The organism is Pseudomonas sp. CCI1.1, assembly GCF_034348165.1.
In the GTDB taxonomy this organism is placed as follows: Bacteria; Pseudomonadota; Gammaproteobacteria; order Pseudomonadales; family Pseudomonadaceae; genus Aquipseudomonas; species Aquipseudomonas paracarnis.
The window spans coordinates 1,086,257-1,099,036 of the sequence record NZ_CP133780.1; the positions used below are offsets into that span (position 1 = coordinate 1,086,257).

The following is a 12,780-nucleotide window of genomic DNA, read 5'->3' on the forward strand; positions in this document are numbered from 1 at the left end:
CCCATGAAACTCACATATGGACACTTTAACTATATTCCATTTGAGTCATCGTGGGGGATCCTGCTAAAAGCAAGCGCATTAAACTTCACTCGCCCGTTACAACTACTCAACGAGATTTCACGATTTCAGCAGTCCAGTCGTCCTGTTCAGTACTGGAGGGGGCGTGCCATTGATGACTCCAAGCTGGCCGAAGCGCTTTCCCTGCCATATCCTGCAGTCAGGCGGGCTTTTATCGATAACCTGGTGGAATGTACGCCATTCAATTCGGTGGTTTATATACGACACTGCGCAAAATGTATCGCTCTAGGTTACCACTCAGTGTTCTTTCTTCTCCAAATGATAAAGCGGTGCCCTTGGCATAACCTACCACTTGAGCTATGCGTGCCCTGCAGCAATGCCATGAGGCTAGGACTATTTTTTTCTCCATCACCTGGAGGATTCGTCGCCAAGACGCGCTGCGATCATTTTGTTTTTGATTCTTCCGGGTCCGTCTACCTGAATAGCACTACTCCAGAGCAGCGGAATAAGTATGTGGAAGTTGGCTTAAGGATCGAAGCATGGCTTCATGCTGCGAGTGCAATGAAAGATCCTGTAGTCGACTACGCAGTGTCTCTGCTTCACGCCGCCAAAGTAGAAAGCACAGACTTTAACGAGCAAGCGCAGTTCGTCAATATCGGTCTCAATTTCGCGATCACCGAATTACGAGGATTCCCCTTTCCTAACGCAATCACTACTCGACCCATCCCTCCTTATAGAAAGATCGGCGCTACATACAGTCATCAAGAGGCTACAGATTTTGATCTCAGCGCGCGAGAAGTATACGTTCGATACCGGTGTGTTCGTCGATACTTGTACAAGACGTATGTGAAACCGCATTTGGAGTGCTATAAATATCTGAGTTCCCTAGATGCTCAGAGTCGACATGGTCTCGACTGCCGGTGCGCCTGTACGGTGTCTGCAGCGTTTTTGGCTTGGCGTTTAGCGTTGCACTATCGATTTCCTGCTGATGGGCGCGCGATCAATCTTACTACACCGAGTTGGCGTTTCCGTCCGACCTCTCCACGTCAAATTATGACTCTCTGGATAACGCAGTTTTATGCTATCTGGACCGGCATTGAATCCAGATGCGCAAATTGCAACCGAGACCGGGACCGTTTTTCGGTTGAGCTGTCGGGTGGAGATTCCCTTATGTTGGGGGCGGATGTCATCAGCATTACCAGTGTTGACGTAGATAAAAGTTCTGATGTGACCTGCTTGCACGTTTGCTCCGACTGGCTATCTCGGCAAAGCGATAAGCGATGCAGTATGAGGTTACGCGTTAGCGACCAGAGTAATTTTCACGCAACTGAAGCCGTCAACAGCTGGTCCTACACACCCGAACCGAAGACTTTTCTACGCTTTTGGTATGGCAAACACAACAAAATAGGGCGCCCATCGCCATTTGTAGCCGCAGGTTGACGTAGATTCACCTGCTTTAAAAGACGTTTGTCGTTCATCCGATAAGGGTGGCGGCAAGCAGGTGTGACGGTTGTTATGAAATGCCTTCAAAACTGCATACCATTTCTCACCTATGGCTCTAGCATAGTCATTTGCACAACGATGCCAGCCTCGCTAGTCTAGGAGACTTTTTTCACTTTTAACCGCAGAGCGGGGTTAGTGCTTAGCGCTGTGTTTTTTGGGGCGACGACTGATCGATAACTGCCTGGTTAGCCAAATCAACGGTGCCCAATATAGCTTCCAGCAATCCAATATGTACCGTACTAGCGATTGTATAGTGCTCGGTTCCTTTAGACTTCCCATTAGGCTTTACCCCCTACACTGGTCTTTTTGAGGAGTACGTATTTCACGCTGAGTGTTTCTTTGCAGTGTCTTTTAGCCCTTCGCTAAGTAGATGGTACACACAACCTGATCTGTCACGTCGTCTGTTTGCCCTTGGGTGTAGAGGCGGTCACCTAGCACTCTATAGATGTAGGATTTCGCTTTGCCTGGGCCGTTCCCCACCTCCGTCAATTCCAGGAGAGGCTCCATCAGCCATCGATCGGATTTGTTGACATAACTTGGGCTGACCAACTGAACGTCTTCCACCCATGCTGTAGATGTTTTCTCAGTCAAGACGTTCTGCAAGGTCTCTACCTTGGACAGCATCAACATTTGGCTCATCTGCAGGCCATCCTCATGATGAACCAATCGTACGTAGAACCAAGGCACATGCAAGCCATGCTCGATGTACGACCATAGCTGTACGTCCTCGCATAGAAATGCCGGCCTGGGTATTGCCGCATCCCGTGTCGTTCTAAACATACCACCGAAACCCTAGCGAAAATGAACACTATAGATTGTAGCTCTAAAGTGGTCGTTGCTGCCTTATAGTTCCTTTTGCGAGTTGTGCAAAATGGAGCTAAACCAAGCATTCGGACTGGCGCTGCAGCGTCTCAGGAAAAGCAGCGGGCTTACTCAAGAGGACTTTTCGACCGTCAGCAGTCGTACGTATCTCAGCACCTTGGAGCGCGGTCTCAAGAGCCCTACGCTGGAGAAAGTAGGGGAGCTGGCCTCCGTGATGGAAATCCAACCGCTGACGCTGCTCGCGTATGCCTATTTGCTACGCGATGAAACGCTCAGTCTTGAAGGAATGCTTGCTCAGGTCTACGGTGAGCTAACGGCGCTCGCATCTGAAGGTTGAGCGAGGCGACGGATCAGGACTAAGTCAATGGCGACGCTCCTGCATGCGGAGTAGGTCGGTGCCTAGCATGAGGTTGTGTGGGGCGAGCCGATATGGATGCACTTGCCCCGTGGAGCGCGCATGCCGGTGAAGCCTTCGGGCGAGAGCCCATGCCGCCAAGCCTTAAGGCTTGGTTCCGCCAAAGCATATTTATTTATGTGGAGGAATACGATCTTATGATTTAAGAGTTCCTGTGCCTATTTTCTCTTGCTAAAACAACCATCCAGCGCACATTTCTAATGGCAAAGCATCATTGCTGTACTTCGTGACATTTGACATCGCAGCGGGGTTTTAAGTCGCCCTATCCAAGTCTAGAGAGCTCTGAAGTCAGGTATCAACGTCAAAATTTGACTAGGCATATCCAAATCAATAAGCTTGAAGGGCTCGCTCTGAGGTTCGTGGGTGAAAACCTCCTCTCGGAGACACTTGAAATGAAAAAGCCCATCACCCGATGGGCTTTTTTTTTGGTGCGCCAGGCATGGCGCGTTGCGCGCAAGCGCAACCAGCTTGGCTGTGGTGGCCACGCTGGTGACTGGGAGGTGAAAGTCCTCTACACACCCGGCAAGGGGAAGTGTTAGCCAGAGGCAAGGGTGTCGCGGGTGACTGCGAATCTGAAGGAAGCCCGAGGCAAAATGCTGGCCTGACGAACAGGAAGCGGATAGAGGCGGCGCAGCGGGGTAAGAAGGCCAAAATCTTCAAAGCCCAATACTTGCACGGAACGCTGTGACGTAGATCCGACAGGCATAAGCAGGAAGGTCGCGCGAATTACCCTGGGAGATCTGCACGTTTGCCAGTGTGCTACCGAGCGTCGAGAGGCGATGGGATGAGCGTGCAGAAGTCAGCCGAAGCCGTAGTAAGTGGCGAATAACCGCGCCACCAAGGGCCGAACAGGTTATGCCGCCAGTAGGCGTCAGAGTCTCGTTGAATACCGAAATGCAGAAATTTCTCCAAGAGAAGACTGTGACTCCGAGTCCCGGACAGAATCCGAGGATGACGGCTGACAGCGCAAAGGTATCGACGGCATCTGTGACGTGGACGAACGCGGAGCCGGACACGCTGATGGCGCGGGTGCTTGCACCGGCCAACCTCAGACGTGCGTATCAGCGCGTGGTCAGCAACAAGGGCGCGCCGGGTGCCGATGGCATGACGGTCGACGACTTGGCGGACTACGTGAATCAGTATTGGCCGATCCTCCAGAGGAGGTTGCTGGCCGGCGAATACCACCCGCAAGGTGTACGCGCCGTCGACATCCCCAAACCCAAAGGCGGCACCCGACAACTGGGCATTCCCTGCGTCGTGGATCGCCTGATCCAACAGGCACTGCTGCAACAGCTCACGCCGATCTTCGACCCGCTGTTTTCGGATTACAGCTACGGCTTCCGTCCGGGCAGAAGCGCCCACCAAGCCATCGAGACAGCCCGCGCCCATGTGGCGGCAGGGCATCGCTGGTGCGTGGAACTCGATCTTGAGAAATTCTTTGACCGGGTCAACCACGATCTCCTGATGGCGTACGTGGCGCGCCAAATCGTAGATAAACGCGTGCTCAGACTGATCCGGCGGTACCTCCAAGCCGGTGAGATGTCGGGTGGGATCGCCAGCCGACGGCAGGAAGGGACGCCGCAAGGCGGCCCGCTCTCGCCGTTGCTGTCGAACATCCTGCTCAACGAACTCGACCGCGAGCTGGAACGGCGGGGTCATCGCTTCGTGCGTTATGCCGACGATGCGAACATCTATGTGCGCAGCCCTCGTGCTGGCGAACGAGTGATGGCCAGTGTTGAGCGCTTCCTGAATCAGCGCCTGAAACTAACGCTGAATCGGGATAAGAGCCGAGTAGCCGGGTCTTGGATGTGTGATTACTTGGGTTACGGGATGAGCTGGCATCAGCAACCGAGACTGAGAGTGGCGACGATGAGCCTGGGTCGCTTGCGCGACCGGCTCAGAGAGCTGCTACGTAAAGCGCGGGGCCACAAGGTGGCGACTGTCATCGAGCGGATAAACCCCGTGCTGCGCGGATGGGCGGGCTACTTCAAGCTGAGCCAGAGCAGACGGCCACTTGAGGAATTGGACGGCTGGGTGCGTCACAAGCTTCGCTGTATCGTCTGGCGTCAATGGAAGCGGCCCTCTACGAGGGCGCGCAACTTGATACGCTTGGGACTTAATGCGGCGCGGGCGTGGAAATCGGCAGTCAATGGCCGAGGCCCATGGTGGAACTCGGGAGCGCCCCATATGAATCAGGCGTTGCCGAAGAAGCTGTGGGACCGCCTCGGGCTGGTCTCGATACTGGATACGATAAACCGACTTAACCGTATAACCTGAACCGCCGTATACGGAACCGTACGTACGGTGGTGTGAGAGGACGGCGGATGTGAATCCGCCTCCTACTCGATCTAGCAAACTTCTGAAAACGTTTGGTTCTACTGGTCGATCAAGTCAGCATCGCCCTCATGCAGACAGCGCCCGACTCTGGCATCGTGAATGCTAGGCAGTGAGGCCAATTTGACGAGGTAGATTTGAACGTGAACTGGGGAACGCTTGGGCTAGAAACACAGGAACAGGACGCGCTGGGCAGACCTATTTTCCCGCAACAATGGGGCGCACACCTGCATGACTTGGCTTCTGCAACCGTACATTCGCAGCACACTCCATTGGGGGCATCTCCATTTTCGTTCAGCGACATGAGCGGGGAGCAATTCGAGCAGTTCTGTTGGTGGCTACTTAGAAAGGATCATGACCTAGTTGGGTGCCAGGTGCTGGGCAAACAGGGAGCAAAACCTCAGGGCGGAATCGATTTGTTTGCCTTCCATCGTTCGCAGCCGGACGTATTGCGGGTCTATGAATGCAAATGCTGGAAACGATTTACTCCCGGTGCGTTAAGGGACACGGTGGATCGTTTTCTCTCTGGACGATGGGCCGACACCGCGCGCGTATTTACCTTGGTTCTTTCCAGCAGTGGCGTGCAGGGGTTGGGAGGCGAGTGGATTGAGGCTCGCAGAAAACTAGCCGACCGAGGCATCGAAGGGGTGATTTGGACCGCCGAGCATCTTTCAGAGAAGCTGCAAGCAGCACCTGACGTGATCAGTCGATTCTTCGGTGAAATGGCGGCGGCGGGGTGGGGGGCAGGGTGGATGCGACGGGTCGCTTTTCACGACGCGCTGCTTCAGGCGCTTGAAGACCCGCGACCGCACGTATCGAGGCTGGCTCATGACTTTATAGGTCAGGAGCGAGGCGCGAACGAGGAGCTGATTACCTGCCACGGCACAGACCGAGGCTGGTTCATGAGGAGGCCTTGGATCGAAATTTCGGCGCTGCTGCCTCGAGGCAAAGAGTTTCAGTATCCGGGATCTGCCATCGTTTCGCTGAAGCTTCCCGATACCGCGGGTGTGGATGTGGTTCTGGATCAAAAGTGGATGTTAAGGAACTTTCTGGGCCATTCTGAGAGCCCTGTATCTTCTGAAGCTAGGCCATTCTTCAAGGGGCCCCTGGCCTCGGACAAAATTGGCGAAATCGTCGATCTCAATCATTGCCGTTTCATAATCCCTCCTGAGGCCCTCAAGGAGATCATCAAAGCTTCGGATGCGCTTTCTGACGTATACCTCGGTGCGTTGCGGCAGCAAGAGTCTGATTGGGAGTCAGTGGGTTTTCCAGTCGTAACTTGGAACGGGCCGCAGGTGGCACTCTGCAAAGTGGATAGGCGGGTCTGGGAATGGATTCTCGCGTTCGCCAATCATCATGACGTACGTAAAGGCACGACTGAGTGGCATATTTTCCATGAGGCTCAGGATCGGCTGATGCCATTCTGTGAGTTGGGCTACAGGGGTATTTTCTGGGGGGTAAATATCCCCGATCTTTGCGATGAATCGGAAATAGCTATTCTTTGGGACCCGTCCTTTCTTGACGGGCGCGCGGACCGCCGAGCCGTCTGGTCCTGCATTGATACCTACACCTGGATTTATGAGGAACTGCTACCCGCCATCGGTAGGTGGATTTCCGCGAGTCGCTTCACGCGATTGCAGCGTTGGTTGCATCCGAAAGCAACGCAAAACGAGATGGCACGGATCGTAGAAACTTGGACCAGCGCTTGGATAGTGAGTGAAGTCCGAAGTGTGCATCTGTTGCCAGGAGACGCCTTCCGTAGCCTTGGGCTTTTTCTGACATTAAGTCGCCTTCAAAGCTTCTACAACATCGCAGGACGCTGTAGTCGGGCGCATTTTAGTCTCGAAGCTTGTATGGGGCTTTATCGCACGCTGCTCTGCTTGCTTGAGGGCGGGCGTGGGAATGCGCCTTACATGGGAGCTAACCTGGGACTACGAGCTAGCTGTCAGGACCACGCTGAGCTCAGAACCCACCTCGCCGAACAAATGAGGTGCGGGACGATCATCACCGAACCGGCTAGCGTAGAATATGTGATGCGCGCCATCCTTGAGGCAATCGGCGAGGACGACGGATGGGTTGATCCACGAATACGTGATGCGGCGTTCGAATCACTGATGCCTTGGATGGTATTTCATGACAGGCAATTGCTTATTGAGCGACACAGCCGATACATCTGAGACCGCCCGTTTCATTTAGGCCCCGCCAAAAAAATGGATCAGACCACGATTCAAGGTGTGCCGGGAGGAGGGGTCATAGCGAAGGGCAGCTTTTGGCCGATAGCCGCCTTTGACGGCATCTGGCTCGCCACCGAGCCCATGGATATGCTTCGCCGGTACCGAAACCGTGCTCGCCAAAGTGGTTACCTTTTTTTGTGCGGCGAAGCCGCACTTCTGTTGCTACCGGTGTTAAACGCTAACGTGCATGGGCGTCATAAAACTCGTAACGAACGCCAGCGAATTCGCTCTCGGGATTTATGGCAGGAGGGAGTGCATGAAGACCTTCACTGGGTGGATGCAGCAGTGTTAGCGCGTGTTTCACGAGGCGTACTCGAGAGGAAAGACGATTTCGCTCATTCAAGAGCGAGCTCTTGGCTGGAAACCAGGTCTGCTCGACGCACGCAATTTCGACCTGCAGTTTCTCAATTTCAGCTTTTATCTCAACCTCAGGAAGGCTTGCGTAGTAAACGGCCACTGGAAAGTCGAAGGAGCAAGTCGAAGGTGCTGTCAGGCCCGTTCCAGCTTCCTTATGGCCGTAATCCCAATTATCCCAGCGCGTGAAGGCAAGACGCCACATTTCCCTCGAATCCTCTACCCCCTTCGTCTGGATGAAAGGAACGAGAAGCCTTGCAACCGCGTTAGCGGTGCTGGGTAGTGTCCAGAGCTCTACAGCATCGATGAAGGCGGCCCAGTGCATGGCGTTTAGCTGGGCCAGCGCAATCGGGAGCGCCATCTCTGTCACCGTGTCTTCATGTGGATAGCGAGCCAAGTCCATGATCCACCCTCGCCACCTCTCGGTCTGGGCGACCTGAACATGCAGCGTGGCAATGTCCGCCACTGTCGCTTCTGGTACCTGTGCTGCTGGGCAATCAGCGAGGGAACAAACGCTGAAGTATTTGAATGTAACGTTGTTGACTGACAACGCGAGTTGAACGGATTGCGATCCAAGTAGACGTTGGACTGCAAACGAAAAAAGCACATCTCGCTTTTCCTGAATTAAGCGCGAAACTTCGGCAGGCGCAAATGCCGTTAGCAGCAAGATCGCGACGCAAGCATCCGGCGCTATGTCTGCTTCCTGATGACGTGTCAAATGTCGAAGCCGATGGTAGTTGGCATCGCGATCGGCTGTTTGAAGTGCTTCGCGCAACTCCTGCTGAGATTGGTGCCGGGATATCATACGGATATCCGGGGACGATTCTTCCACCAGGGTGACCAGACCTTTTATGAAATTAGCGTGCGAGAGCGCTTGTGGAACGATCTGCGCAGCCTCTGAGGCTGAGGGTGAGGCAATGTACAGAGTAGTCAAGACAATTCGAAGGGGACTGAGGCTTTGGTCAGGGTCTAAGGACAGCACTTCAAGTTGCCGAAGCGCCCATTGTTGAGCATGAGTTCGATGCAATGCCTGCTCTTCCGGAGTGCCAGACTCGGTTCCGTGCCAAAGAAGTCGATTGAGCGCCCGATTGAAGGCCTTTACCTCACTTGGGCTAGCAGCGAGGAGCGTCACTTGGCTGTCCCCTAATGCGGTGGAAACAGCCTCGGGCATATTAATAAGTTGTAACGACTGTTCTTTCATACCGTGCGCTCCGTGTCGGGAACGCTTTTCCATATTAAGTATTTTTCCTTTTGAAGCTGTCCCCACAAGTCTTGGAAGGCCTGTGCAATTGCTTCGCCGTGCGTGACTTTCTGCAGTATGTGGTGTTCAGCACCGAAGCTGTTGATCGAGGTCCCCAGCGACCAGACCAAAGCGGAACCCTGAGTTCTTGGGAAAATGATGAAGCGGTCGTGGAATGCCCAGCCTGCGCCTCCTTCGCGAATGCGAAACTCAAGCTCAAGTCCAAGACAGTTGCCTTTCGCCGACTCCAGCTTTTCAGCTAGCAAACGTTTCAAGTGTTTTGCTTTCTTACGTGCCTTTATTCGACTTTCCCGGTCATTAGTCGGTTTAGGGGCCTCCCCAGTTTTTGTGGAGTCACTGATAGTCTTACCGGCAGTCAAGGCAAGAAGTCGAACGCCATCATGTGGGCAATAGAAAAGTGTGCGTAGCACGTCATCCGCATTGAGGTAGGGATCCCACAACCACACACCTTCATCACCATGTTCGCAAATAAGCTCGTGCAGGTCCTCAAGTGCGGCTGTCTTTCTTTTGTGCTTCGGCGGGGCGTAAACTAGCGGCCCTTCTTGGCCAATACCAGCAGCCTGAACGTCTGATGATGTCTCAGAGGCATGCGGTGGGTTTGGATCTGCGTCGAGGCCGTATTGCACGAACTCCTTGCGTGCCCTTAGGCTTGAGATGGAATCGCGGAACACTCGTTGCGCAACCCAGGGCTCCCGCGGTCTTTCGGGAGGGCTCCCAATGAGCCGCCCTAGTTCAGACGGTTCTTTCAGGCAAATCGTTTTTTGGCATTCATTTCCATCAAAATCAGTGAACCGAAACTTGCGACTTTTTGCGCTGGCTCCTTCGCCAACGGCCCTCGTCGACATCCGGAGAGACGTGAAAAACCTCATCGCTGGTGTGGCGCATAAAAGGACCCGTTTTTCCAAGTCCCAAATACGTATTCGTCCACCGCCCCCGCGAGCGTTGAGCTCAAGGGTCGCTTCGCCGGTAGTGATGACTGCCGAATCAAAACTACTTAAGGCTGCGTTGTCTAGAATCTCGGCGGTGATCTGGACCTGTCTGGGAGTAACGTCGGGGTGCCAGGCAATGCCTAGCCGATGCTCTCCGCCGGGGGAGTTACGAACGACAGTAGAAAACACTGTCACGGGTAGCTGGATGATGATATTTCCGAGACGATCAGACATACCGTCCAGTTTTATCGGCACTATTTGCCCTACGACGTTCGCAAGCTGAGTCAGTCGGCGGGTGTCCTCGAGCAGGAATCTGAGATGCTCCTTAGTCGTATCAAACAGCTCCAGCGTATGGGAGCCTTCGAAGAAGTTGTTCTTTAGAACACCGTTCCAAGGGGTTGGTTGGTCTGCATCGGGGGGGATGAACTGAGGCGGGGTGGCGGCAAGAGCGCCGAACTTGATATCAGCGGGTGATGTCTTCCAGTGACCACCCACCTCACACTCTGCGAACTTTCTTAAGAAAGCGGAAACAGAAAGTCGATATCGCATAACGCCGAACGAGCAGCTGACTTTTGGGAGCTGAATCCGCTCTTGGTTCAAACGAACAGCGTTCCAATCAATTTCACTCGGTGCTTCGCCCGGCTCCGCTACGGCGAGTGTTAGCACATTGAAGATTTTTTTGTCCTCAAAGCCTAGAATTTCGGTGATCTCGACGCTGTTGTAAAAACCCAGTACGCCTGGCTCCATGAGCTCAACCAGCTTGGCTCGTGTTCTTACTAGATCCCAATCAATCGTCTTTTTCAGCATGATTTGACCATCAATAAATGCCATGTCTGCCGCTCAATTGCCGTGTTCAGACAGTCAGCGGTAGCAGCCGCAGAAAGGTGATGTTATCGCACGACGATATGACCGGGCCGTAAATGCTGCACAAGGGGGGACGAGGACGCTCGAATAATCGCTCTGATTACTTTCAGTCCATACTGGGCTGAGGTAGAGGCTACTTTGAGATGTTAGCGTGCATCAGAGAAAGTCCGCTTTTGGCCGGATAGCAACGGCCTAGCATCGACCGTCGCAGTGATGGTCAAACTTCTGTCTGCTCTGCCATTTCCAGGGCATCATCGACCTCGATTCCCAGGTATCTGACGGTGCTTTCAAGCTTTGTATGACCAAGCAGGAGTTGGACAGCTCTCAGGTTCTTTGTCCTGCGATAGATTAGCGATGCCTTAGTTCTCCGTAGCGTGTGAGGACCGTACATAGCTGGGTCAAGGCCAATGGCTGTCACCCACGCTTTGACTATTCGAGCGTATTGTCTGGTGGAGAGATGGTCTGAGTCGTGCAACCGGGTCGGAAACAAGAAGTCCTCGCTGCGGAGACGGGCCTGATGCATCCAAGCCTCAAGAACCGTTCGGGTTTGCTCAGTGATTTCAAATTACACTGGATGCTGAGTTTTCTGTTGCATCACGATGGCCTGTGACAATACATGCTCCCCATGGGTTATGTCTCGGACTCGCAGTTTGGTTAAGTCACAGGCACGCAATTTGCTATCGATGGCCAAGTTGAACAGCGCCAAATCCCGTGTCTTCTCCGCGAGCTGGAGTCTGACCCGTATGGACCAGATATCTCTGATTCGGAGCGGGGCTTTCTGCCCGACAAACTTTTCCTTGTTCCAAGGCTGATGGCTGCATTTAGCTATGGTGTTCATGGCTCGCCCTCCACGTTGAGGGATGACAAGGGTGGATCAGTCACAATGGCTGGAAGTCGCTATCCGACCCAAAGCTTACCCTTCACAAACCCACCCAGCAGCGATGTTAGGTCTCGCCAGCGAGTTTCGATGCTTGGCCCCTGATCCTTTCGAGAGTCTCAGTGACGTGCTTCGGATATTCACCGCTGAAGTACTCGAAGGTAAGGGGGTTGGCTGTATAGAAGTGGCAGCATAGATCGACCCAGTCTTCCGTTTTCAGCGGGCCATTGATCTTGAAGAGCTTGCTCGATCTGGCTTTAATGTGTGCAGGGTTCTTCATCGTCATGTTGAAGTCGGAATCCCGCCGCTGGAAATATTCTTCTTTCGTGAAAAGCTGGATCGCGCCGTCAAAGTGCCTGAAACAGTTGGCCGCGAGATCGAACTCGGCGTGCAAGTAGCGGGCGGGGAAGAAGTATTGCCCCCCGACCTCAATCTGAATGTCCTCTGTCTTCATTTCCAAGGCCTGGAACGACTTGATGCCATTTAACTCGCTCCACTTGATGTCTAGACAGTACGCGTCGGCGAAGAAGAAAGAGATATTCCGAGCGTCCAGATCCAGTGGCGGGCGCAGCTTGGCGATTCCGGTTTTGATGTTTCTTATGTCCTCGCCGAATGGAGCGCCATACCAGGTGTCGGCCTCGAAATAGCCTAACCCGCCGACGTCGACCCGGACCCGGTCTTCGTCGAGGGCAATGTATTTTTCTATGCCGGGACCGTCGAATCGCCAGAACAGATCTACGAACCTCGGGGCCCAGTTGTTGACTGGGTGCATTCCTCGCCGGTAACAAGGGTGGGCCATCAAAATAAAGTCGGGGCCGGCAAAGCATCCTTCGTGATGGAGGCTAGGAGGGAGTCGGTTTGCGATCTCGTTAAATGGCAGCAGTCCATCGCGCTCGGCCCTGATTGGCCCCAATAGCGTCCTTGCGATGCCCTGCGCCTTGGCAACGATGCCGATGGTCTGGATGTACTCGAATGACTCCGCACCGAGGATTACACCTTTGGATGCGGCTAAAGCCGTGAACTTCGAAATCAGGTCATTTGCTTCGGCAAGCCGTTTGCGGGACTGCTTTTCCATTTCCGTGAAATAACGGGCAATCATCTCGTCGTATTCTTGGTCAACCATCATTATTTCCGAGTAGATGATAAGGGCCCCTAAATATACATTCGCG

The 12,780-nt window shown here is 53.7% G+C and carries 8 protein-coding genes and 1 pseudogene; 4 read left to right on the plus strand and 5 right to left on the minus strand.

All coding sequences use genetic code 11. From position 1 onward, the window contains the following. Positions 1–3 precede the first annotated feature (3 nt). Positions 4–1,458 carry a hypothetical protein gene (locus RHM69_RS04710; RefSeq protein WP_139129452.1) on the plus strand — a complete coding sequence of 485 codons (1,455 nt, stop codon included), beginning with the start codon at positions 4–6 and terminating at the stop codon, positions 1,456–1,458. A 414-nt stretch (positions 1,459–1,872) separates the two neighbouring features. Here RHM69_RS04710 and RHM69_RS04715 read toward each other — a convergent pair whose 3' ends face one another. After that, a complete protein-coding gene (locus tag RHM69_RS04715) occupies positions 1,873–2,160 on the minus strand; it encodes a hypothetical protein (protein WP_171905453.1) in 288 nt (95 codons plus the stop codon). Between the two features lie 232 nt (positions 2,161–2,392). Here RHM69_RS04715 and RHM69_RS04720 point away from each other — a divergent pair, with 232 nt between their 5' ends. From RHM69_RS04720 to RHM69_RS04730, 3 genes are all read left to right on the plus strand, one after another. After that, positions 2,393–2,680, plus strand: coding sequence for a helix-turn-helix domain-containing protein (locus tag RHM69_RS04720; protein ID WP_019817042.1), 288 nt, complete (start codon positions 2,393–2,395; stop codon positions 2,678–2,680). A 933-nt stretch (positions 2,681–3,613) separates the two neighbouring features. Further along, positions 3,614–5,035: a group II intron reverse transcriptase/maturase gene (gene ltrA / locus RHM69_RS04725; RefSeq protein ID WP_011805433.1), complete on the plus strand. Its 1,422-nt coding sequence runs from the start codon at positions 3,614–3,616 to the stop codon at positions 5,033–5,035. A gap of 194 nt (positions 5,036–5,229) precedes the next feature. Continuing rightward, complete coding sequence (locus RHM69_RS04730) at positions 5,230–7,269, plus strand: hypothetical protein (RefSeq protein WP_019817039.1); 2,040 nt, start codon at positions 5,230–5,232, stop codon at positions 7,267–7,269. Between the two features lie 235 nt (positions 7,270–7,504). Here RHM69_RS04730 and RHM69_RS04735 read toward each other — a convergent pair whose 3' ends face one another. The 4 genes and pseudogenes from RHM69_RS04735 to RHM69_RS04750 all read right to left on the minus strand — a co-directional run bounded on the left by RHM69_RS04735 (position 7,505) and on the right by RHM69_RS04750 (position 12,734). After that, a complete protein-coding gene (locus RHM69_RS04735; RefSeq protein ID WP_019817038.1) occupies positions 7,505–8,881 on the minus strand; it encodes a hypothetical protein in 1,377 nt (458 codons plus the stop codon). Next, positions 8,878–10,701: a VPA1262 family N-terminal domain-containing protein gene (locus tag RHM69_RS04740; RefSeq protein WP_019817037.1), complete on the minus strand. Its 1,824-nt coding sequence runs from the start codon at positions 10,699–10,701 to the stop codon at positions 8,878–8,880. Before RHM69_RS04740 ends, RHM69_RS04735 begins: the two co-directional genes overlap by 4 nt. 250 nt (positions 10,702–10,951) lie before the next feature. Beyond that, positions 10,952–11,572, minus strand: a pseudogene (locus tag RHM69_RS04745) (tyrosine-type recombinase/integrase). Positions 11,573–11,678: 106 nt separating this feature from the next. Further along, positions 11,679–12,734, minus strand: a complete 1,056-nt coding sequence (locus RHM69_RS04750) for a hypothetical protein (RefSeq protein ID WP_019817036.1) — start codon at positions 12,732–12,734, stop codon at positions 11,679–11,681. Positions 12,735–12,780 lie beyond the last annotated feature (46 nt).